This is a genomic window from Vibrio sp. 10N.261.46.A3 (assembly GCF_041472995.1).
GTDB classification, from domain to species: Bacteria; Pseudomonadota; Gammaproteobacteria; order Enterobacterales; family Vibrionaceae; genus Vibrio; species Vibrio coralliirubri.
This window is the reverse complement of the sequence record NZ_JBFRRH010000009.1, coordinates 26,489-49,338: the sequence shown is the minus strand read 5'-3', so window position 1 is coordinate 49,338 and position 22,850 is coordinate 26,489. Positions and strand designations below refer to the sequence as shown.

19 protein-coding genes are annotated in these 22,850 nt (G+C 45.3%); 6 read left to right on the top strand and 13 right to left on the bottom strand.

All coding sequences use genetic code 11. The annotated features are described in order from the left end of the window. Positions 1-27: 27 nt before the first annotated feature. On the bottom strand, positions 28-915 hold the full coding sequence (locus AB4484_RS03085) for a LysR family transcriptional regulator (protein ID WP_372076369.1): 888 nt from the start codon (positions 913-915) through the stop codon (positions 28-30). A gap of 130 nt (positions 916-1,045) precedes the next feature. On the opposite strand from AB4484_RS03085, the gene AB4484_RS03080 reads away from it, so the two are divergent. Next, complete coding sequence (locus tag AB4484_RS03080; protein WP_333912146.1) at positions 1,046-1,477, top strand: PACE efflux transporter; 432 nt, start codon at positions 1,046-1,048, stop codon at positions 1,475-1,477. 218 nt (positions 1,478-1,695) lie between these two features. Here AB4484_RS03080 and AB4484_RS03075 read toward each other — a convergent pair whose 3' ends face one another. From AB4484_RS03075 to AB4484_RS03045, 7 genes are all read right to left on the bottom strand, one after another. Continuing rightward, a complete protein-coding gene (locus AB4484_RS03075) occupies positions 1,696-2,568 on the bottom strand; it encodes a universal stress protein (protein ID WP_372076367.1) in 873 nt (290 codons plus the stop codon). 16 nt (positions 2,569-2,584) lie between these two features. Continuing rightward, positions 2,585-4,588, bottom strand: a complete 2,004-nt coding sequence (locus AB4484_RS03070) for a tripartite tricarboxylate transporter permease (protein ID WP_372076365.1) — start codon at positions 4,586-4,588, stop codon at positions 2,585-2,587. A 289-nt stretch (positions 4,589-4,877) separates the two neighbouring features. Beyond that, positions 4,878-6,056, bottom strand: coding sequence for a tripartite tricarboxylate transporter substrate binding protein (locus tag AB4484_RS03065; RefSeq protein WP_228012779.1), 1,179 nt, complete (start codon positions 6,054-6,056; stop codon positions 4,878-4,880). Positions 6,057-6,360: 304 nt separating this feature from the next. Further along, positions 6,361-7,425, bottom strand: coding sequence for a 4-oxalomesaconate tautomerase (locus tag AB4484_RS03060; RefSeq protein WP_372076363.1), 1,065 nt, complete (start codon positions 7,423-7,425; stop codon positions 6,361-6,363). Positions 7,426-7,656: 231 nt separating this feature from the next. Next, entirely contained in the window at positions 7,657-8,811 is a 1,155-nt protein-coding gene (locus AB4484_RS03055; RefSeq protein ID WP_372076361.1) for an ABC transporter substrate-binding protein, read from the bottom strand. Then, positions 8,808-10,280 carry a sensor histidine kinase gene (locus AB4484_RS03050; RefSeq protein WP_372076359.1) on the bottom strand — a complete coding sequence of 491 codons (1,473 nt, stop codon included), beginning with the start codon at positions 10,278-10,280 and terminating at the stop codon, positions 8,808-8,810. The genes AB4484_RS03055 and AB4484_RS03050 overlap by 4 nt, the downstream gene beginning before the upstream one ends. Positions 10,281-10,295: 15 nt before the next feature. Further along, the gene (locus AB4484_RS03045; protein ID WP_016795398.1) at positions 10,296-10,964 is read right to left on the bottom strand and encodes a response regulator transcription factor; all 669 of its coding nucleotides are present in this window, start codon (positions 10,962-10,964) and stop codon (positions 10,296-10,298) included. A 449-nt stretch (positions 10,965-11,413) separates the two neighbouring features. Here AB4484_RS03045 and AB4484_RS03040 point away from each other — a divergent pair, with 449 nt between their 5' ends. The 5 genes from AB4484_RS03040 to AB4484_RS03020 all read left to right on the top strand — a co-directional run bounded on the left by AB4484_RS03040 (position 11,414) and on the right by AB4484_RS03020 (position 17,821). Next, complete coding sequence (locus tag AB4484_RS03040; RefSeq protein ID WP_012600122.1) at positions 11,414-12,268, top strand: MIP/aquaporin family protein; 855 nt, start codon at positions 11,414-11,416, stop codon at positions 12,266-12,268. A gap of 59 nt (positions 12,269-12,327) precedes the next feature. Beyond that, on the top strand, positions 12,328-13,848 hold the full coding sequence (gene glpK / locus AB4484_RS03035) for a glycerol kinase GlpK (protein ID WP_017064019.1): 1,521 nt from the start codon (positions 12,328-12,330) through the stop codon (positions 13,846-13,848). Positions 13,849-14,140: 292 nt separating this feature from the next. Then, entirely contained in the window at positions 14,141-14,926 is a 786-nt protein-coding gene (locus tag AB4484_RS03030) for a DeoR/GlpR family transcriptional regulator (RefSeq protein ID WP_050651041.1), read from the top strand. A gap of 270 nt (positions 14,927-15,196) precedes the next feature. Next, positions 15,197-16,756 (top strand): glycerol-3-phosphate dehydrogenase, encoded by a 1,560-nt coding sequence (gene glpD, locus AB4484_RS03025; protein WP_029224413.1) that lies wholly within the window; start codon positions 15,197-15,199, stop codon positions 16,754-16,756. Between the two features lie 255 nt (positions 16,757-17,011). Beyond that, on the top strand, positions 17,012-17,821 hold the full coding sequence (locus AB4484_RS03020; RefSeq protein WP_372076356.1) for an SDR family NAD(P)-dependent oxidoreductase: 810 nt from the start codon (positions 17,012-17,014) through the stop codon (positions 17,819-17,821). 103 nt (positions 17,822-17,924) lie between these two features. Here AB4484_RS03020 and AB4484_RS03015 read toward each other — a convergent pair whose 3' ends face one another. The 5 genes from AB4484_RS03015 to AB4484_RS02995 form a co-directional block, all read right to left on the bottom strand. Then, complete coding sequence (locus tag AB4484_RS03015) at positions 17,925-18,821, bottom strand: LysR family transcriptional regulator (RefSeq protein ID WP_372076354.1); 897 nt, start codon at positions 18,819-18,821, stop codon at positions 17,925-17,927. A 193-nt stretch (positions 18,822-19,014) separates the two neighbouring features. Then, positions 19,015-19,251, bottom strand: a complete 237-nt coding sequence (locus tag AB4484_RS03010; protein WP_017067743.1) for a YdcH family protein — start codon at positions 19,249-19,251, stop codon at positions 19,015-19,017. Positions 19,252-19,468: 217 nt separating this feature from the next. Next, positions 19,469-20,341 carry a radical SAM protein gene (locus tag AB4484_RS03005; protein WP_372076352.1) on the bottom strand — a complete coding sequence of 291 codons (873 nt, stop codon included), beginning with the start codon at positions 20,339-20,341 and terminating at the stop codon, positions 19,469-19,471. 580 nt (positions 20,342-20,921) lie between these two features. Beyond that, a complete protein-coding gene (locus tag AB4484_RS03000) occupies positions 20,922-21,617 on the bottom strand; it encodes an aspartate/glutamate racemase family protein (protein WP_061037908.1) in 696 nt (231 codons plus the stop codon). A gap of 163 nt (positions 21,618-21,780) precedes the next feature. Next, on the bottom strand, positions 21,781-22,764 hold the full coding sequence (locus tag AB4484_RS02995) for an HAD family phosphatase (RefSeq protein WP_248336197.1): 984 nt from the start codon (positions 22,762-22,764) through the stop codon (positions 21,781-21,783). Positions 22,765-22,850 lie beyond the last annotated feature (86 nt).

Genomic DNA, 22,850 nt, shown 5'->3' with positions numbered 1-22,850 from the left:
TTTGAACCAATTTATGTCTCGTCCAGCTTACGTTTCGTCTAATAGGCCTTTCAATGCTTGTTCAAGCCAGAGTAACGCAGGTCCTTTAGAGCGTGTTTTAGACAGAACAAGATCAACGGGCGGCGACCATGTTTTGTGATCGAATGAAACATTAATCTCCACTAAACGCTGCTTATTCAGCTCCTCTTCGACAAGGTGTTTAGGTAAGTATGCCCAGCCAATATCACTCCCGAGTACCATCTCTTTGATAACAATAAAGCTGTTTGACCACCACACTTTACCGGCAATCATCGGAAACTGATCCATCACCTTCCCCTTGTCTCCCCTCAACACTAACTGACGATGTGGGAGCAAATCAGGGAGTTTCGCGACACCTGTTTTTGCGAGTGAATGACTTGGATGACACACAGCAATAAACGGTAGGTGGCCGATAAAGCATGGCTCAGAACCGACATCAAAAGCCAAATTGGTAAACATCAATCCAATGTCGGCTCTCTCTTCGATAATCAACGGATTGACCTCTGTCGTGGTACACGCAACCAATTCAACTTCCGTCGCAGGGAATTGATGACTGAACTGACTAAGGATCTTAGATAGGTTCGGAACCAGCAATGAATCATCTAATGCAATTTTGATGAGCCCCTCTTCTCCGCTACCCATCGCACTAACCGTCACATTCAGATCTTCAACCTGAAGCACGATTGCTTTCACCTGTTTAAATAACTGCTCGCCCGCTTTGGTTAGTGAAGGCTTTCGAGTCGAACGATCAAAAAGCTCAACATTAAAATCTATTTCAAGATTACTGATGCCTTGGCTCACCGCCGACTGCACCTTACCCAATTGACGAGCACTGGCAGAAAATGACCCTAATTCAACGGCATACACAAACATTTTCAGCTGTTCAATGTTGTACATTCGGTTTCTCCCAAAACTTACTATCACCATATTTGATGCTAACTATCTTTATATTATCACTTAAGTAGATATTATCTAGCCAAGTCATTAGCCCATCGGCGGCTATTTAATCGTAAAGAGAGTTAGAAAAATGTCACATAAAGAACGCATGTTGCACATGGTGCTATTTGAATTGGTTGCTTTGGTTTTGATGGCAGGGCTTGCAACCTATGTTACAGGAAATGGCGCAGGTGAAATGGCAGGCTTAGCGCTCGCAATATCATTGATAGCGATGGCTTGGAACTACGTTTACAACTATGGCTACGACAAAATTTACGGAACAGACCGAAGCAAAAGAACCACGAAAACACGTGTCCTGCACGGGTTAGGTTTTGAGCTTGGCTTAATGACAGTGACTCTACCTGTCTTGATGTGGGTTCTACAACTCGATTTCCTAACCGTACTGATCATGGACATCGGCCTAGTGATTTTCTTCGTGCTTTACGCGATTGCGTTCAACTGGGCTTATGACTCGGTTCGAGATCAATTGGTAGCGAAAGGAAAAGTGGCAGCTCTGGTTTAGAGCTGCACACATTGAAATAAAAAGGGGCTAACTGGTAATCTGTCATCGTAAAAAGGAGAATAAATACGATGACCACATAAGCATAGACGGACGGGTCACATATCAGTTAGCCCATGAGTTTACTCTAACAATCTAAGCTGTCATGCGCCTGACATGACAGCAGTTAAGTTTCGATGAATCAGTGAGTGATGTAGGGAAACCAATCACTCACCGATTTATTAGCTCACCATGAACAGAGGCACGTTGGTTTTACTCAATAACCTTCTGGTAACGCCACCCAACATCTGTTGATGCATCTTCTTATGAGCAAGCGCGCCAGCCACTATCAAGTCAGCATGAAACTGCTCGGCATGAGCAAGGATCGCTTGAGGCGTTTTGATTCTGCCCTCTTTAAACGAAATACACTCCACTTCAATGTTATGCAGCCCCAAGTAGCGCTTTAAATCTTGTTGGTTAGGCTTTTTGTTAAGTGAACGTTCACTGGTTACCACCACGATGGTCTTTGCTTTTCTAAGCAGTGGCATCGCAGCTTTCACAGCCCTCGCACCCAGATCATCGCCATTCCAAGCAATCATTATGCATTCTGGGTTAAAGCTTTTTTGCTCACGTGGCATCAGTAAGATGGGGCGACTGCCATGTTCTATCGCTACGTCAAAACTCACGCTACTTTTGCCATTTAGCGGTTTAGGGATAATGATTAAGTCAGACACCTTGCCGCGCTCAGATACTACATCCGCTCGATAACCCGTAAGATTATGCCATTGAGCACTCACGTGTTTATTGGCCTCATTCATCACTAGGTTATCACTGTCACACAGCGGTACTTCGAGCTTGTCGCACAAGGTAGTGAACTCAAGCTCAGACTGGTTCATGTCTTCTGCAACGTAGTTACTCACCAGCTGGTCGATGCGGCTTAACCACTTACTCGGTAACAGTTGGCGCTCTTCTGGCATCAACTGTTGTGGGCTAATTTGAGCGTGTAACACATCCAAATGTGCACCAAAATATTGTGCAATACTCAGCGCGCCTTCTAACCTTTCAGCGGAGTTTGCCGTAGAAGCGAAAGGCATAATAATCGTTCGAATCGTCATAATTTCTTTCCCTCTATTATCCAATTGGCCAAGGCAGATTAACGGTTTCTTGTAGCAAGCCAATCGGTAAATCCAATACCATTAGGTGAGTCAAACCCAGTAAGAAACCGGTAGCTGCAACGGTAACCGATGCTGAACGCATCAAGCTCAGCCCTGCTTTACTCATCAAGAAAAGGCAGAAGAACGCACTGATAGAAATCACATAGCCGACAAAGTAGCAACCAAGGATCAACGCGCCTAGCCAGTACAGGTAGTGCATCATACTGATACTGTTGGTATCAAAGGCGTACCCTTGCTCATACTCATTATCGAAATAGACAGCATCACCTTCTGGTTTGGTCAGCAGTTGGAATAGCACCACAGCGGATAACACCCACATAATGCTGGCAATGATAATAGTGAACACACCACCTAAGAAGCTCTGTTGGTAGCCGTCATAAATGCCATACATAAACGCGATATTGACCAAAGCAGCGAAGATAACTTGAGGCTTACGGTTACTGATTCTCACTGAAGGTTGAACCGTTTCGGTCGAAGTGGCTTGTACTTCACTTTGCTTGTTTTTCTTGACGCTTTGACGCCACATGAAGAACAGGGAGAAGACCGTCAGCGCACCAATGATCATCACGCCAGGGCGGAGTAAGAACGCAGCACCATCAAACTGCACAGCTTGATACAGGTAGGTTTCCATACCATTCGCCAGTACAAAACCAATCAAGAACGCTGGGCGAGGCCAGTCGAAACGCTTCATCAGCACACCCAGCGTACCGATACTTAATAGCGTGACTAAGTCGCCAAGGTCGCGTGTTGCTTGGAATGCAGCAAAACAAATCACCATCACCATGAATGGAGCAAGCAACGTATAACGAACCGTGGTCAGCCTAGCCACCCAAGGTGAAATCAGCATACAAGCGCCAGCACCGAACACGTTCGCAAGTGCCAAAGACCATACTATGGTGTAAGTGATATCGAGGTCAGTACTCACCATCGCAGGGCCCGGTTCTAAGCCCACCAACACCATGCCACCGAGGAATACCGCCATGCTGCCAGAACCCGGAATACCAAATAACAGCGTAGGGACTAAACCACCGCCCTCTTTCGCATTATTCGACGATTCAGGGGCAATTACACCACGCACATCGCCTTTACCGAATTCAGGATCTTTCTTGGTCGTTTGCACCGCATGACCATAAGCGATCCAGTCCACTACGCTGCCACCAAGGCCGGGAAGTGCACCGACAATACAGCCGATCACGCTACAGCGCACTGCGAGCCATTTGTTTTCCAAGAAGTCACGAACGCCCGCAGACCAACCCTTGCCAAGTTTACTAGCATTGGCGATTGGCTTATTTTGACGAAGCAGATCAATAATCTCAGGAAGCGCAAAAATACCTAAGCCAACGACAACCAGAGGAATGCCATCCATTAGGTAGAAGTTGTCAAAGGTCATTCGATATTCGCCAGTTGCAGGAGCACTACCGACACTGCCAAGCAATACGCCCATGCCACACGCCGACAAGCCTTTTACCAAGCTCTTACCTGCCAGCGCGCCGACCATGCTCAAACCTAATAAGGTCAACATGAACAACTCACCAGAACCAAAAGCGAGGATCACAGGTCGAGCGATCAGCACAAAACCGGTCAGTATCACCGCGCCAAACAGGCCACCGAATAAAGATGACGTAAATGCAGCAGATAACGCACGCGCCGCCTCGCCTTTTTTCGCCATAGGGAAGCCATCAAGCACGGTTGCTTGCGAGCCACTTGAACCCGGAATACCCATTAATACAGAGGTAAAAGTGTCAGACGTTGGAATAACCGCAACCAAGCCGATAAGCATCGCCAAGGCTGAGATTGGATCCATGCCATACAGGAATGGAAGCAGTAGTGATAAGCCGGCAATACCGCCAAGCCCCGGAAAGATACCAATCGCGAGACCCAGTAACACACCACCTAACATAAAGGTGATGTGCTGGACGCTTAATATGGTTTCCAGTGCAGCAAAGAGTTCGTTAAACATCGTTGAATCCTTTCTATCATGAGACTCACTTTCGCTTCGTTTACCACCGCTTACCTATCCATGGATGTCAAAAACCCTACGGTTTAATCCGTATAAGCCACATGCTATTGGAGTTTGGCGCTTACTTTTTTACGTAGCGATATAACAGTTACGTACGATATTGAAATTACGTAACAATATAAAAATGAGATGAAAAGGCGTGAGCCACGATCTTGCGCCGCGGTCTCACTGCCAGTTAGTACTGAGCGTTGTTAAGACTCATGTTTTCTTGGGCTTCTGGATAGCCTGTTTAGAAACGAGTGTTGTAGTTTGTGGTAAGCCAGTTTCTGACCCATTCAAGGTTGCTTTCATCAAGCGACAAAGCGGCATTTAGCGCTAACTGTGCTTGTTCGCCAGTCAATTGCGGGTAATCACCCAAGACTTCGACTGCACGTTTTTGAAAGTCGGGTTGAGATACCAACTCAGAAGCCGATGCGCGCCATGCTGCAACTGTCTCTTCTGGTGTCGACTTAGGCACAAAAATCATCTTTTGAGCAGCAAATCCAGCCATGAAGAATGAACGCCACACTGCGTAGCCTTGAGTTTCAGCTTCTTCTGGGTGGAACATTTGGTAAACCTCAGCGAAGTGCGGAAGCTCAGGGAAGTTAGGGTCACGTTTCAACTTACCGTCTTCACCCAATACACCGAAGCTAAACAATGGAATCGCTTTGCCTTCATTGACTAGTGGCGTCACTTTGTCGATGTAAGATGAGCTAGTTTGAGAATCGATGTTCACTTCGCCGCGCTCGAACGCCAGTCGACCAGCGCCACGCCCTTGCATGCCGAAAATTGCTTGTACCTCCAAACCAAGTAGATCCATGGCTAACAGTGGTACCAAGTCAATCGAGGTCGCACCTTGGCTTGCGTATTGAAACTTGATTTGGTCTTTCTTATCGAAAAGATCTTGTACGTTCTCGATGCCTGTTTTAGGCGAAACATACACAACGCCGCCAGTTGGGGATGCGAGAATCACGCTCCAATCGTTGTAGTCGTAACGAACTCGGCGATCTTGAAGAAGATAGGGATATTGGGTTGATGCCGAGCTTGCAAAGATGTTGAGGCCGTTGTCTTTCGCACGGCGAGCAAATTGGTTAGCGCCTTTTGTTGAACCGCCACCCGGAATGTTTTTCACCACTACTACTGGATTGCCCGGTAACGATTGAGACAAGTAAGGTGCATAGAAACGCCCCCATGTATCAGTACCGCCGCCCTCTTTGTAAGGCATAACAAACTCGACACGCTCACCTTTAAACGAAACCTCTTCGGCTTGTGCGTGATGAGATAATGCCCCCACACCAAGTAGCGTGACCAAGAGTGATTGGCAAACTTTTAACTTAGACAATTTTTGAGTCATAAGAAAAGAACCGTTCGAGAATAACGAACCCTTAGTAGATAGTTGTGTATTGCCGGGTAGTTGTACGTTCAGCATCGTGCCTCCTAATATCCATTTACTGCGTGTTGCCTGCAGCTGGACTGTTTTTTGTGGTTTCTGACAAATTAGTCGCCGAACCTGTCACCCAACTGACACGCTCCATTTTGATAACAAAAGTGTTACAAAGATCGCCCTTTCAGGCACAAAAACAGAGCACAGCGCGCCTAATTGGTGCAGTAAATCTCTAGGTTTTACGAGGCTTGGAGGAAAGTGTTTAAAGCTAAAAAGAATATGAAGGTGAGAATAAAAAATCGCCAGCCCAAAGGCTAGCGACATGAAATAGCTAATAAAGCAGATTAGATTAGAATGTCGGGTAAACCTGACCTTTGAACAGTGGGCGAGCGGTGCGCACCAAAGCCGCTTGACGAACTGCAGGCTCAACTTCCCCCGGCTCTACTTTAATATTGACTTGGATTTGTCCACTAGGGTGCTCAATAACGACCGTTTCAGAGTTAATGCCTTGGCACACTTCATGGGCGACTGTGCCCGGGATCATGCAAGCCGCCGCCACACAAATCCCTCCGGTAACAGCATGACTTGCGTGGCAGTTTTGTGGCACAAAGTATCGAGAGGTAATGTGTCCACCATACGTGGGTGGTGATAACAAGGAGACCTTAGGCACCACACTTCCCGTCACATCGCCCATACCCATTAATCGGCCTGCCGCTAATCGGATAGACTCTATACGTTCTAATAGGGGAGCATTTTCATCGAGCTGTTGCTTGGTTTCATTACCCGTTAAACCAAGTTCTTGAGCATTAATGTGTACCATAGGCACCGCCGCGTCTAAACACGTCAACTCAATGCCGTCGACCTCATCACGCACCTTACCTGTAGGAAATAGCTTGCCTGTTTTGGAGCCTCCTACATCTAAGAAATTGAGCAAAACAGGAGAGCCCGTCCCGGGAACGCCGTCCACACGCACATCACCGTCATAACGTAAATGACCATTTGGGCTTTCCGCTGAAACTTCGATAATGGTGTTGGTGTTGATGTTTCTGACACGCAACATGGTCGATGGACTGCTTAACTTAACCAAATTATTTTCACTGGCGAACGCCACAATTCCAGAGAGAATATTGCCGCATGAGGGGCGAGTATCGACTTCTTTTTCTTCAACGCCAACTTGAGCAAATAAGTACTCTAAGTCGGTACCTTCTTCTGAAGATTTAGAAACAATGGCGACCTTGCTAGTCAACGTTGTTCCGCCACCAATACCATTAATTTGCTGTCCCTCACCAGAGCCCATAATACGCACGAGCAGTTCATCTCTTTCTTGCTCACTTTCAGGTAAATCACTGGCTAGGAAGTATGCACCTTTCGATGTGCCGCCGCGGATCAACATGCAGGAAATATTCTCATTCATGACCGTTTTCAACCTCTTACTCTTGAAGTGAAAGAGCAAATCCATGCTCATTTGTGGACTTCAAGAGTAAAAAACGAAACTGTCATGCAGCTGACTCGGTGACATTTAGCAGGGGCAGACAAACCAACATTTGGCTCAGTCGGTTCAAAGGCAGAATAACAGAGGGTTAATACCGAGGCTAAAACTGACCTAACCTGACCTAAACTAAACTGAACTGAAATAAGAATAAGGCTAGTCGTAGCTTTTTAAGGCACTCTCCCATTCCGTAATCACTAACGATTTTTTGCTTTGATCTGAGAAGATCAACAAGCTGACATCTAATGGCAAAGGCTTAAGTTGGTTCGCAAACTGCTCACGTAAGACAACCGCAGACTTTGCACTTTTAATATCGATACGCACTGGAGGCATGTTGGTTTCTTTTGCCATTAGCTTCTGTCCTGAATAGGAAAACAGATAATCGATAAAGGCTTGTGCTTGTGCTGGCCGCGGGGTGGTTTTGTTGATAAATGCCGTTCGAATAACCACAGGGGTGTAATCATTCGCAGCCACAATCACTACATCTTTGTGCTTTGATTCCCATGAGTTCGCATACGAGCCCATGATGTTGTAGGCAATCGAGATATCACCATTGGTCAACGCCTTGAGCATCGAGGCGGAGCTATCAAAGGTGCGCGCCTGATGAAGATTAAACAGCTCTAAAAACTGCCCGTAGTTACTGGTTTGTGCTCGTTCAAAAGACCAAAGTAAATAACCAATACCCACATCTCGAATATCAAACAACCCTATCTTCCCCTCCAGCTCATCACTATGCTGACGAATAAAACTCAGCAACTCAACACGACTAAGCGGGACTTCTTTGCCTTCAAGGAAAGCTTGATTAAACACAATCACAGCAGGTTCATAGCTAAAGCCAAACAGCTCATTTCGCCATTGGCTCCAGTGCGGAACAATACCCGATTGAGAGCCATAACCCGGCACATTGATTTGGTAAGGCAGCGCATAACCATCATTAACAAGTCGCAATTGTAAATCCATCACCGAACTGATGGTGATGTCAGGCTGATCCGGTTTTTGGTCTCGAATATGAGCATCTAATACATTGCTGCTCATCGCTTGATAGCGCACCGTAATATCTGGATTTCGACGTTGGAAGTCATCGAGCAGTGGTTTCATTTCTGATAAATAAGCCGCCCCATAGATCACCAACGCATCTTCGTTTCCATCACCTTGGTTGCTCTTGTCTTGGTGGACAGGGTCTTGATGAGCAGAACCTTGTTGACCACTAGCTTGATTAGCTTGCGCGGTGGCACCCGTAACAAACAAAGCGCCTGATAACAACACAGTCGAGCTCAGTCCTGTTACCCAAGATAGACAGAACTTGATCATAAAACCTCCCACCAATAAGTATGCGGGAACTGGATTTTCACCGTAAGACCACCGTTATCCGTTTCATTTGGGTTTGTGTCTTCTAAGCTCAGAATCGCATTAGATTTTTGAGCAACATCCAAAGCAATACTCATCCCTAAACCTGTGCCTTGGCTTAGTGCATTTGGGCTACGATAAAACATCTCGAACACATGGGGTTTATCTTGCTCATCAATACCGGGCCCAAAATCACGAACGTACAGCACGGCTTTACTTCCTTGTTGCACCAACTCAACTTCGATCGTGCTGCCTTTCGGTGAATACTTGATGGCATTTTCGATGAGATTAGTCAGCATCTGAGTTAATGCGAAGCTGTCGCCTCGGATGTGAAACTTGAGTGATTCGATGTAGCTCAGTTCGATGTCTTTGTTCAATGCATTCATCGCTAAACCACGGCTGGTTTGCTTCACTAGCTCATTAAAATCAATCTCTGTGGGCTCAATACTTTGGTAGCGATGGCGAATCGTCGCGTGGCTCAACAGCTGCTCCACGGTACGCTCAAGCACTTCACACGCGCCTGTGACTTTGTCTAAGTAATCAAGTGTCTGGTTGTCATTTGCTTTGCTTTTGGCCAGTTCGATTTGAGCTTTAATGCCAGCGATTGGCGTCTTTAATTGATGCGCAGCTTCGCCGGTAAAGTTCTTAAGGTTGGTTAAGTTCTTATCGAGTTGAGACATAAACACATTGATGGTATCGACCAAATGCTCGACCTCTTCCGGCGCATCGAGATTAATAGGGGTCAAGTCGAGATTCGATCGCCTCTCCATCTTATTGTTGATTTCATTGACCGGCTTAAGCACCTTTACAATCAACACAAAGATGACCAATAGTGCACTTAACATCACCGCAAGTAGTAGCTTTACCGCGTGGTCCGCGAGCTGTTTCTCCCATACTTGCCTTGCTTGTGTGGTTTGCCCCACAAGCACGTAAATGTTTTGCGGCCCTTCACGGGTATTCATGATGCGACTGACCAAAGACAAACGCACCCAGTCATCTTTAAAGGTTAAGTAAAAATAAGCAGCCTCTGGTTCGAGCTTAATCTGATATTGCTCGATTTGGTCACGCACTAACTGATCATCAAGCAATTCTTTATAACCCGTGATGTAACCCGACTCCGATGAATTCGAAGAACTAGCAACCAGATAGAAAACCTTATCTCTAGGGGAATCAGCCAGCGATTTAAAGGCTGCGGTGGGGATGTCGACACTGAATGTTAAACCATTAAAACGAACCTGCTCTATGATCTGCAGAGCCGCGTTATTCAACTGGCGATCATAAAACATCTGAGTGGTTTGATAGGCGTAGCGCTTTACCGCAACCAAAGTCAGCAAACTAATCAGGCACAATAGACAGGTCGCAGAGAACAATAATTGGAATCTCAGCGATTTTGTTCGAAAACGAAAGCGGACAGATTGGGTCAGTGCCGTCACCTAATACTCCTAAGCTCAGTCTTCGACTTTATTGAGCACATAACCAAGGCCACGCAGGGTTTTGATCTCAACATTGCTATTGGCTAGCGCCTTCCTCAAGCGACCAACGTAGGTTTCAATCGCATTAGTATTGGGTGGGTTATCGAAGTTATATAAGTGGTCGATGATCTCTTCTTTGCTCATCACACGATTGAGGTGGTTCAGGAAAATTTCTAATAAGCGATATTCACGCTGTTTAAGCTCAATGACCTCGCCCTTCACTTTTACAATGCACCCTGCACTGTCAAACTCAATGTCACCAAACGTCACTGTGTTCTGATCGCTGCCTTGACGACGTCGAACGATCGCGCGACAGCGAGCTTCCAACTCACCAAAATCAAAAGGCTTAGTAAGATAATCATCAGCGCCCAGATCCAAAAGTTGAATTCGGTCAAACACTTCACTGCGCGCGGTAAGAATGAGAACGGGGGTATCAGACGACTGGCGAATACGTTTGATGATCTGCTCACCCGATTTATTGGGCAGGTTTAGATCGAGAATCACTAAATCAAAATCGGTGTGGCTGATCATGGCGAACGCGACCGCCCCATCGTAGGCACAATCAACACCATGACCTAGGTCGATAAAGCGCTGTTCTATTGCTTCACTGATCAAGCGATCATCTTCAACTACCAATATTCGCATCTTATCCCCCGTATAAAGAAGACGATTGTTCTCAAGTATGGTGGCAATTTCAATAACAAAAGTAACAATAATAAAACAAAGCACAGTACCACATCACATTTAGAACATTCTGTTCAGTACACAAGGTAAAGTGTGTTAAATATCATCAAGCTACGTCTAATAATCCACCACTCACGAAGTAGCATCACAAATCCAAACATAAACTCCTCGTACCAGTTGTGCATCCGTTTACATACAGGTAGTTTTAGCGACCTCGAAACACATCCATTCGAACAATGACGTTCATGCGAGCGTCTTTTCCGAGCAAAAGTGTTCGGATTAACATTTCAAGTGACTTTAATTAACAATTTCATGCTCAAACGCTCACTTTTTATGTTCGTTTATTTTCGAGTTCGCAAATTTATGCACAATGCACGTGCTAGATAAGCAAAACTAAAAAGGACTCGAACATGACAACAAACAAACACCCTTCTTTATTTGGGCAATGCTTGGCTGAATTTATCGGTACAGGATTACTCATATTCTTCGGCGTTGGCTGTGTGGCTGCACTGGTACTAACCGGTGCAACATTCGGACAATGGGAAATCAGCATCATCTGGGGCTTCGGTGTTGCGATTGCAATTTACTGTACTGCCGGCGTGTCAGGCGCTCACATCAACCCAGCGGTGACGATTGCACTAGCCATGTTCCATGGCTTTGATAAAGCGAAAGTGCTGCCTTACATCATTTCGCAACTGCTTGGCGCATTCTGCTCTGCAGCACTGGTTTACAGCCTGTACAGCAACCTATTTACTGACTACGAAATTGCACACAACTTCGTTCGTAGCAGCCAAGACGCACTATCAACTGCTGGTATCTTCTCGACTTACCCACATGCTTCACTCTCTTTCTTCGGCGCTTTTGCTGTGGAATTCGTGATTACTGCAGTGTTGATGTTTGCCATCTTAGCGTTAGGTGATGAGAACAATGGCGCATCTCGCGGTGCAATGAACCCTTTACTGATCGGTATTCTTATCGCAGTTATCGGTGGCTCTTTAGGTCCACTGACTGGCTTTGCAATGAACCCTGCTCGTGATTTCGGACCAAAACTGTTCGCTTACTTTGCAGGTTGGGATTTCGCACTAACAGGTGCTCGTGATATTCCTTACTTCATCGTACCAATCCTTGCTCCAATTGCGGGTGCATGTTTTGGTGGCTGGTTGTACCCACGTGTTATCGGTGCTTACCTACCAGTTGAAGGCCAAGGCTGCACAATTCCAAACCAATGTGAAACAGAACAAGAAGCTGAACAAGCTCAAGCTTAATCACTAAGCGCCCCTACATTTACTAAAATATAAATAACAAAAGAAAAAGGATTCTTACCATGACCGAGCAAAAATACATTGTTGCCCTAGACCAAGGCACCACAAGCTCTCGCGCTGTAATCCTCGACCACGATGCAAACATCGTAAGCTCTTCTCAACGCGAATTTACTCAGATTTATCCTAAAGCCGGTTGGGTTGAGCATGATCCAATGGAAATCTGGGCGACGCAAAGCTCTACATTGGTTGAAGCGCTTGCTAAAGCAGGCATCCGCAGCGATGAGCTAGCGGGCATCGGTATCACTAACCAACGTGAAACCACCATTGTTTGGAACAAAGAGACAGGTAAGCCGGTTTATAACGCCATCGTATGGCAGTGTCGCCGTACAGCAGACATCTGTGAAGACCTAAAAGCACGTGGCCTAGAAGACTACGTACGTGACAATACAGGCTTAGTCCTTGACCCGTATTTCTCAGGTACCAAAGTAAAATGGATTCTAGACAACGTTGAAGGCGCTCGCGAAGACGCTGAAGCTGGCAAACTACTGTTCGGTACCGTTGATACTTGGTTGGTTTGGAAGATGACTCAAGGGCGTGTTCACGTTACGGATTACACTAACGCGTCACGTACTATGTTGTTCAACATCAACGACCTATGCTGGGATCAAAAGCTACTTGATGAAATGGGTATCCCGTCATCAATGATGCCAGAAGTGAAGCGTTCTTCTGAGGTTTACGGTCAAACGAACCTTGGTGGTAAAGGCGGTACTCGTATTCCAATCGCGGGTATTGCGGGTGACCAACAAGCTGCACTTTACGGTCAAATGTGTGTAGAAGCAGGCCAAGCTAAGAACACTTATGGTACTGGTTGTTTCCTTCTAATGAACACAGGCCAAGAGAAAGTCACATCTAAAAACGGCCTACTAACAACACTGGCATGTGGTCCTAAAGGCGAACCTGCATACGCACTTGAAGGTGCAGTATTCATGGGCGGCGCATCAATCCAATGGCTACGTGATGAAATGAAACTACTGGCTGGCGCAGAAGACTCAGAGTACTTCGCAACCAAAGTGGACTCTTCAAACGGTGTTTACGTGGTTCCTGCATTCACTGGCCTAGGCGCACCATACTGGGATGCTTACGCTCGCGGTACGATTGTTGGCCTGACTCGTGGTGTTAACTCTAACCACATCATCCGTGCAACCTTGGAAGGCATTGCTTACCAAACTCGTGACGTGCTAGATGCGATGCAAGCGGACTCTGGCATCAAGCTAGCAAACCTACGTGTTGATGGCGGCGCAGTAGCGAACAACTTCCTAATGCAATTCCAATCAGACGTGCTTGATACTGAAGTTCATCGTCCTGAAGTAACAGAAGTAACGGCTCTTGGTGCCGCTTACCTTGCTGGCCTAGCGGTTGGTTTCTGGGACAGCATTGACGAGCTTCAAGACAAAGCCGTTCTTAACCGCACGTTCATGCCACACCACGACGAAGAAAAGCGTAACCGCCGTTACAAAGGCTGGAAGCGTGCAATCAAGTGTGCACAGGTTTGGTCTGAGCTGCACGATGACGACGAAGAGTAATACTGAGTATTCAGCTCATCGTTAATCATTAATCGTTGACCTAGGAACTCGAGTAATCTAATCGACTAGATTGCTCGAACCTCAGCAAACGAAACTAAAAAGAGCACTCTTTTGTGCTCTTTTTTGCGTTTCAGGCTCAAATTCCACGTTTTGACCAGCGTTTTTGCGGTTTAGACATGATTCCTTACCATCATTACTTCTCTCTTTTCATCAATTCGAGCACAATAGCGTGAGTTTATATTTTCGATTTTGACGCGCTAGAGCCCTTTGCGCGCAGGGAGTGGTAAGTTAAGTGAAGCAGATACCAAGACACCAGCAGATTGTAGATCTGGTAAAAACACAAGGATATGTGAGCACCGAAGAGCTCGTTGAAAAGTTCGATGTCAGCCCACAAACCATCAGACGAGACCTCAATGAACTTGCCGATAGCAACAAAATTCGTCGCTATCATGGTGGTGCAACCATTCCTTTAAGCTCGGAAAATACCTCTTATAACACGCGTAAAGCGCTTAACTTCAACGAAAAAGACGTGATCGCCGACGAACTGGTTAAGCACATCCCAGATGGTGCAACCCTGTTCGTTGATATCGGCACCACGCCAGAATCGGTAGCACGCGCGCTCAATAAAAATCACAAACAATTACGAGTTGTCACCAACAACATTAACGTGGCGAGCATCCTTCTTCCGAATCCAGAGATAAAGGTTATCTTGGCGGGTGGCGAAGTGAGAAACCGCGACGGCGGTATTGTTGGCGAAGCGACACTTGATTTTGTAAAGCAGTTCCGCCTCGATTTCGGCATCTTAGGTATCAGCGGCATCGACTTTGATGGCTCACTACTCGATTTTGATTACCACGAAGTTCGTGTGAAACAAGCCATCATCGAAAACAGTCGCAGCATCTTCTTAGCCGTCGACCACACTAAGTTTGGCCGTAACGCGATGGTTAAGCTCGGCAATATCTCTCAAGCGCACATGGTGTTTACTAATAAGCAGCCACCGGAAGAGATTCTCAACATCCTTAAAGATTCGGCAATACCATTAGAAGTGATCGATACCGCTCGTTCTATGAGCGAATAAATCAAAACAAGAGCTCAGTGACGCCACTTTCTTAAACGAATCACCATTCTTTATAGAAAAGTTAATAAAGTAAAACTTGCTCGCTGTCACTGTCGCTTCTATGCTCGAATTAGTCTTATTTGAACCTCTGCTTTCATAAGCAGAGGTTTTTTTATGCCCAAATCACATAAAACGCGCATAAACGAAAATAATAAATGACCACAAACGAAAGTTCATATAGGATTCAATTATGTTCTAAAATGCTCGTTCGCTCAGAAAGAGGTCAAAACCATGAGTGCTCAACAAAATAATTCAAACAACAGTACATCTTCCACTTTAGACTTGATCGTGATTGGCGGCGGCATCAACGGTGCAGGCATCGCGGCAGACGCATCAGGTCGTGGTCTAAACGTTGGCTTATACGAAGCAAATGATTTTGCATCTGCAACGTCTTCTGCCAGCTCAAAGCTTATCCACGGTGGCCTACGCTACCTTGAACATTACGAATTTCGTTTAGTTTCGGAAGCACTCGCTGAACGTGAAGTCTTGTTAAGAAAAGCGCCTCATGTTGCTCAACCAATGCGTTTCCGTTTGCCTCATCGACCATTTTTACGCCCAGCTTGGATGATTCGCTGTGGCCTATTCCTTTACGATAACTTGGGTAAGCGCACCACTCTTCCGGGAAGCAAGACAGTCAACCTAGCGAAATCGGGCCTACTGAAACCAGAAATGAAGACGGGCTTCGAATACTCAGATTGCTGGGTGGATGATGCGCGTATGGTGTTGCTCAACGTATTAGCAGCAAAAGAAAACAACGCAGAAGTACGTAACTACTGCCGTGTTGAAAAAGCGCACCGTGAAGGTGGTATTTGGCATGTGACGATCCTCGATGTGATGACAAACCAACGCTTTGAACGTAAAGCGAAAGCACTGGTTAACGCGGCTGGCCCTTGGGTTAAGCAGTTCTTCGATGATGGATTAGAGCAGGCTTCGCCTCGTAATATTCGTCTGATCAAAGGCTCGCACATTGTTGTGCCACGCATTCATGACGAACCACAAGCGTACATTCTGCAAAACAAAGACAATCGCATTGTGTTCATGATCCCTTACCTAGATAAGTTCTCGATCATCGGCACCACCGACCTTGAATACAAAGGCGACCCACGTAACGTCGCAATTGATGATGTCGAAGTGGATTACTTGATTGATATCGTTAACCAGCACTTTGTTAAACAGCTTGGCCGTGAGGACGTGGTTTGGACATACAGTGGCGTAAGACCACTTTGTGACGACGAATCTGATTCCCCACAAGCGATCACTCGAGACTACACATTGGAATTGGACGCAGAGCTTGATCAAGCACCACTGCTTTCGATCTTCGGTGGCAAGTTAACCACTTATCGTAAGCTCGGCGAAGCGGCGCTTAAGAAGCTTGAGCCACACCTAACCAACATGGGTGCACCATGGACAGCGAACGACACGCTTCCAGGCGGTAACTTTAGTTGCAGCAGAGAGCAGCTTGCGAAGATGATCCACACTAAATACCCTTGGGCATCTGAAGCGCTATTGCTTCGCTACGTGACTCAATTTGGTACTTACACGTGGAAGCTACTGGAAGGAGCAAACAGCGAAGCTGACCTTGGCATCCAGTTCTCAAGCGAAGCGCATGGCGTTTATCAAGTTGAAATCGATTACTTGATCAATGAAGAGATGGCGATGACTGACGAAGACATCTTGTGGCGCAGAACCAAACTTGGCCTGTACATGAGCGAATCCGAGCAGCAAGCGGTGACGGATTACCTGAAAGAGAAGCTACAAAGCAAGGTAGTGAGCTTTTCTCAAGTAGGCTAACCCTACCAGCTTAAACATGGTTCAAGAACATACTTAACAACGAAGCTTAGCGACCCCCGCGCTAAGCTTTTTTATTGTCTGCTATTCCGCTCAGCCTGAGACTTTGTTCACACCTCTATTTTCAACAAAAACTAAATAGTGTTTTATTAATCCGGTTGATTATCAACTTCACAAAAGGTTGCTATTCTTTATCTCAACGAAACAACACATTTAAAAACGCTCACCATGTCAGCGCTTTAATAAGGAATCTATTCCATGCAAAAAGTTATTCTGATCACAGGCTCTACCGATGGTATCGGCTTCGAAACGGCAAAAGTACTTATTCAACAAGGCCACCACGTTTTATTGCATGGACGTAACCCAAGCAAACTCAAAGACGTAGAGCAGCAACTTGTGGCTATCTCTGCTGAAGCTAAAATTCAAAGTTACGTGGCAGACTTGTCTGTTCTGGCTGATGTGGATGCGTTGGCTGACGAAATAATTGCTGAGCACGATAAGATTGATGTACTGATAAACAACGCAGGTGTGTTCAACACTCCGAACACAATCACTAAAGACGGTTTAGATGTTCGTTTTGTTGTGAATACCATTTCACCATACCATCTGACTAAACGTCTGCTACCAGTGCTCGATGCATCTAGCCGAGTGGTGAACCTGTCTTCAGCGGCGCAAGCAGCAGTGAACATCGAAGCGCTAGAAGGCAAGAAACCAATGTCAGACGGTGACGCTTACGCACAAAGCAAGCTTGCGATCACTATGTGGACTCGTGAGATGGCAAAAGAGTTAGGCTCTACAGGGCCAATGGTGGTTGCGGTTAACCCAGCTTCGTTACTAGGCAGCAAGATGGTGAAAGACGCTTACGGTATTGCAGGCGGCGACCTAAGCATAGGTTCTGATATTCTGGTTCGCGCATCATTGTCTGATGAGTTTGCACAAGCAGGCGGTCAATACTTTGATAACGACAACAACACATTTGCGAACCCACACCCAGATGCGATTTACGGTGATAAATCACAGCAAGTTGTCGCTAAAATTGAAGAGATCATCAAAGCGACGCTTTCTTAATCACGACGACTCATGTTGAGTTGATTTACAAATCTCAATAAAAAAGCCCTGTGTTTCTAATGTATTTAATTAGAAACACAGGGCTTTCGTACAACGTTTGTCTCTACGTTTGCTCCCAATACGGCGGGTTGCCATAATACTCAGAGAAGTAGTCAATGAAGGCTCTCACCTTTGGCGCAAGTAACCTTGTGCTTGGGTACACAGCCCAAATCGCAGGCTCTGAGGTTAATGGGTAATCTTCTAATATTTGAATCAGTTGACCACTTTTCAGTTGCTCATACGCACACCAATTCGACGTCACCGTGATACCCATACCACCTGAGGCTGCGTCACGTAGTGCTTCTCCGTTATCTGCCCTGAACGATCCCGATGCCTTAATCGTCTTAGGCCCGCTTTCGGTATTGAAGGTCCAGTTTTCTAAACCAATCAAGCTAATACACTGATGATCATTGAGATCTTGAGGTATGGCTGGCTTACCGTATTTGATTAAGTAATCAGGCGATGCACACACAATGCGTTTGTCTGTCGCAAGTTTTCGGGCAATCAGTGTTGAGTCCTTCAGCTCTGAGATACGAATTGCGATATCAAAGCCACCCTCAACAACATCTACCATCGAATCTGATAGCCTGAGATCGACTTTTAACCCAGGGTAGCGCTCTAAGAATCCAGGCAAAGCAGGAACAAGATGCAAACGTCCAAAAGACGCCGATGCGGTAACTCGTAGCGTTCCGGTTGGAGAGTCACAGCCCACACCGACCGCCGATTTGGCAGCATCGACACTCGATAATACTTCTTCAGCATGAGGCAAAAATGCTTCCCCCTCTTCGGTTAAAGAGACCTTACGAGTGGTTCTGTGGATCAAGCGAACGCCTAAATTGTCTTCCAATTTACTGATGTGCGAGCTTGCAACAGCAGGAGACAAACCAAGCTCTTGCCCAGCCATGCTGATGTTATGTGTGGAAGCTAAACGAACAAACAATTTGAGGTGTTCAATATTCATGAGATTACCAATAAAATCTTAAAAATCGTGTACCAGTAACCCTCATTATGCGTCATTCACATAACAATACAACGTATTAACTCAGTTGAATTGTGAAGATGTTATTGAACCAAAACGAAAAAAACTCCCGAAGGAGTTTTTTTGTCTAAGTCTGCAATTCGCCATTTAGCTAATCAGCAAAATTACTAGCTCACTAGCCAGTTAAACGTGCATGCAGTGCATCTTTCAGTACAGAACGATCATGTTTCAGTTGGTGCATCGAGCCGTCATCAATGGGTGAATCTTTCAGCTCAAGCTTACGAATCTCTTTATCAAGGTTGTCGTACGTCTTCATGTCTGCTGCAAAGCCATCGTCAGTTTTAACAAGCTCAGCAATTTTATCTTTCATTTCAGGAAATTCGTGAACAAGAGAATGATTTTCACCTAGCATAGAAACCTCTTAAGTTGAGTAAAGTGATTGGTATTACGCATTCATTATTAACCTTAGCAAGGGAGTCAAATAACAAATGAGATCCAGTACACAGCATAGAATATAGACAATTCAGATTCACAAATTTACAACATCCACCAAGAAAATGGCTTTACTGATTTTGAATTGTCTCAGTAAAAGAAGTAGGTTTATGGCGAATATCGTTTTTAACTAAACGCTACCAAGCAAACGTCTGAATAACACTATCTTTAGCCATTGGGTTTGATGCTATCGCACGGTTCACCTTAGCCAAAAATTGCTCTCTTGAATCAAGCAGGAAACCTTTCTGAGTCACGATGTTATTACCATGGTCGCCCCAATAGAAAGTGTCGATGTTTAGATTCTCAAGCAGATACTTTTCTTCTTCTAAGATCTGAAGTTGCGTCGGCATAACGAACTTACCGTCTTTTACTTCTTGTTCCATCACGGTTCCTGGCTGAATCGCTAACGCCATTGGCGCTATCTGCTCAGGCTTCATGATGTTCAGTAATCTTGTGGTCTCGACAATATGTTCACGTGATCGATCGCGCCCACCAAGGCCGAAGATAAACGAAAGTAAGGTTTCAATGCCGGCTTCTTTGGCTAATGCCATGCCTTCGATCGCTTGTTCTGGTGTCATGCGCTTTTTGATGTTGTCGAGTACAACCGCATCGCCTGACTCCAACCCCGCATAAGCCATAGTGAGACCAGCACTTTTAAGCTCTTTAAGTTCGCTCAAGCTTTTACGACGGAAATCGTTCAAACCACTATAGAGCGATACTTTTCTGCTTTCTGGAAAGGTATGACGAAGCTTATCCAAAATCTTAAGGAGATAATCCGTGCGGGCGGCCATCACGTTGCCATCGATAAGAAAAATCGATTCAACATAAGGATAAATCAGGCGAACTTCTTCGATATCTTTAAACACATCCTCAATATCACGAACCTTGAATCGTTTATCGCTGAACATATTACAGAACGTGCACGTGTTGATACTGCAACCTAAAGTGGTTTGAATCAGAATGCTCTTCGCCTCTGTCCATGGACGATATACTTTTCCCTCGTAATTCATATTGGTTTCTCCGGTCTATAAGCACGAGAGCGTGCTTGAATAAAACAGAGTTTATCAACACCAGTATTCATTGATAATTCGCAATATAGTCGAATCAGTTTTTAGATTTTGTATAAAATAAAAGCCTTGTTAGAACACAAGGCTTTATAGGGGATAACTCTTTATTGGAGCTTTTATGGGGGTAGCTATCGGAGCAGCTGAAAAGGTGTTTCCACAAAAAGAGATTAGCTACTACAGCCACTCGTATCCACTTTATTCATTTGATCATGTGAAGATGTTTCAGAGCCTGTTGATTGGCATCCCGCCACAAACAATAACGTCACAGATAAGATAAGCCATTTCATAATAAATCCTCTTTTGGTCATGACTAAAGCATAGTGCTTAAAAGCGCGGATACCTCAGCCATTAACTAAAGCCTTACCTGCCGATAAAGCCTTGGTTAATGAACAAAGCATCGCTTCATTAATTAACGACCTGCTTTTGTACAAAAAACTTTCACTCAACTGAATAAAAATCGCACAAAAACTAAAAGAGGACTGCTATGGAGCTAAGAATAAGAGCTAAGAACAAGAGCTAGAAGTTAGTCACTCGTCGCCAAACGTACAGCCGCTTCTGCATGAATGGCTGTGGTATCAAACAAGGGAACATCAGTGTGTTGCTGCTGAATCAGGAGGGCGATTTCAGTGCACCCCAGAATCACAGCCTCTGCACCTTGTTGGCCTAGCTTCTCAATGATTTGACGGTATACAGCTCGAGATTCTTCTTTTACTTCGCCTCGACACAGCTCTTGATAAATGATGTTGTGGACTTTCTCTCGGTCACTCTCATCAGGAATCACCACATCGATACCAAATTTGTTAATCAGGCGTCCTTTATAGAAATCTTGTTCCATCGTGAAAGCCGTACCAAGTAATCCGACTTTCTTTACGCCATGTTCAAGCAGCTTCTGCGCCGTGGTATCTGCGATATGTAAGATAGGAATCGTGATTTTCTCTTCGATCTCAGGAACGACCTTATGCATGGTATTGGTACAAATCAGAATGAAATCAGCGCCGCCCTTCTCTACCGATAAAGCCGCTTCCGATAAGATATCCGCCGTCTCAGCCCAGCGACCTTGATGTTGAAGCTTTTCCATCTCATGGAAGTTCACGCTGAACATACAAACCTTTGCAGAATTGAGCCCACCAAGGGTCGCTTTAACGCCCTCGTTGATGGATTTGTAGTAGCTCACTGTCGACTCCCAACTCATGCCGCCAAGCAAACCTATCGTTTTCATTTCTCTATTCCTTTAATTTCTGACTATCCGATTAAACCGTCATGCATTGAAAATTTATAGTACATTCTTGCTTAAAATGAGACAAAGCCTTCGCTATTTCGCAAAAAAGCTCGAATCAAAAATCCGAGCTTTTATGAATCAAAAATCAAGAATCAATTAGGCGTTAGTACACCTCACACCAATCGGATTTCATGTCGATCAGCGTCCAATCCTCTCTGGAATTCGCCTCATCTAGCGCTTTATCCAACTTACCAACATGAGACTTACTATCGTACTTCCACTCGCGCTCAGCGTCAGTGTGATGAACAATCATTGCCATTGAATTAGGTTGGCTCGTTGCCCATTGCATCATCGCTTGGTCACCGTCTGAATTACCCACCGCTAGAATAGGTTTCTTACCGATAATATGTTGAATGTTAGTGACCTTTCCGGCTTTGTCATCAATGGTCAAAATCGACGAGTCTTTGGTAACAGTCGGTTTGCCATCGTTGTAGCTGTAGTTGTATTTAAGCGCACTACCGATGATTTGCTCTGTAGGAATATTGTAAGCTTGTGGAGCCCATGCCCGCATGAAGTCAACGCCTCCGCCCGACACAATATAAGTCTTAAATTCATGATCTTGCAGGTAGGTCAGCATCTCTTTCATTGGCTGATAAGTAAGGTCTGTGTAGGCTTTGTTGAAGCGTTTATCTTTTGCTACCGTCAACCATTGCTCAACGTCTTGCTGGTATTGCCCAACAGTCATACCAGAATGTGTCGCCATGATAATTTTCAATAACCCTTCTTCACCGCTGCCCAGAACGCTCTCAATATCATCTTCGAGTACAAACTTAAACGGTGCTTCTGTTTTCCACTCAGGATGTTCTGGAGCCATCTCTTTTACTCGGTCCAACGCAAAAGCCAATTGGAAGTAATAAGGCTTTTCCGACCAAAGCGTACCGTCGTTATCGAACACGGCAATACGATCTTCAATCGCCACGAACGCATCAGACTCTGCTTTGGTGGCTTGCCCAACAAAGTCGACGATAGCGGATTTACTCTCACTGTCTTTCCAAGAAGGCAGCAAATTGGGATCACAATCTTTAGCAAAAGATGAGAAAGAAAGGCTAGATAAAATCGTAACGGACAAAAGGGTTATTTTCTTCATAGCAACTACCATGTTGTTGAATTAATTGTAGGGTTTAATTCAATTTATCCTAGTTGGTCTACTCTGATTTTCCACTTATGGACACT

Bases quoted from the DNA above. Each gene is read 5' to 3' on its own strand.
- AB4484_RS03065 (WP_228012779.1), bottom strand. From the start codon at position 6,056: ATGCTGAACGTACAACTACCCGGCAATACACAACTATCTACTAAGGGT.
- AB4484_RS03070 (WP_372076365.1), bottom strand. From the start codon at position 4,588: ATGTTTAACGAACTCTTTGCTGCACTGGAAACCATATTAAGCGTCCAG.
- AB4484_RS03085 (WP_372076369.1), bottom strand. From the start codon at position 915: ATGTACAACATTGAACAGCTGAAAATGTTTGTGTATGCCGTTGAATTA.
- AB4484_RS03015 (WP_372076354.1), bottom strand. From the start codon at position 18,821: ATGAATATTGAACACCTCAAATTGTTTGTTCGTTTAGCTTCCACACAT.
- AB4484_RS03055 (WP_372076361.1), bottom strand. From the start codon at position 8,811: ATGATCAAGTTCTGTCTATCTTGGGTAACAGGACTGAGCTCGACTGTG.
- glpK (WP_017064019.1), top strand. From the start codon at position 12,328: ATGACCGAGCAAAAATACATTGTTGCCCTAGACCAAGGCACCACAAGC.
- AB4484_RS03020 (WP_372076356.1), top strand. From the start codon at position 17,012: ATGCAAAAAGTTATTCTGATCACAGGCTCTACCGATGGTATCGGCTTC.
- AB4484_RS03045 (WP_016795398.1), bottom strand. From the start codon at position 10,964: ATGCGAATATTGGTAGTTGAAGATGATCGCTTGATCAGTGAAGCAATA.
- AB4484_RS03005 (WP_372076352.1), bottom strand. From the start codon at position 20,341: ATGAATTACGAGGGAAAAGTATATCGTCCATGGACAGAGGCGAAGAGC.
- AB4484_RS03040 (WP_012600122.1), top strand. From the start codon at position 11,414: ATGACAACAAACAAACACCCTTCTTTATTTGGGCAATGCTTGGCTGAA.
- AB4484_RS03010 (WP_017067743.1), bottom strand. From the start codon at position 19,251: ATGCTAGGTGAAAATCATTCTCTTGTTCACGAATTTCCTGAAATGAAA.
- AB4484_RS03000 (WP_061037908.1), bottom strand. From the start codon at position 21,617: ATGAAAACGATAGGTTTGCTTGGCGGCATGAGTTGGGAGTCGACAGTG.
- AB4484_RS02995 (WP_248336197.1), bottom strand. From the start codon at position 22,764: ATGAAGAAAATAACCCTTTTGTCCGTTACGATTTTATCTAGCCTTTCT.
- AB4484_RS03075 (WP_372076367.1), bottom strand. From the start codon at position 2,568: ATGACGATTCGAACGATTATTATGCCTTTCGCTTCTACGGCAAACTCC.
- AB4484_RS03080 (WP_333912146.1), top strand. From the start codon at position 1,046: ATGTCACATAAAGAACGCATGTTGCACATGGTGCTATTTGAATTGGTT.
- glpD (WP_029224413.1), top strand. From the start codon at position 15,197: ATGAGTGCTCAACAAAATAATTCAAACAACAGTACATCTTCCACTTTA.
- AB4484_RS03060 (WP_372076363.1), bottom strand. From the start codon at position 7,425: ATGAATGAGAATATTTCCTGCATGTTGATCCGCGGCGGCACATCGAAA.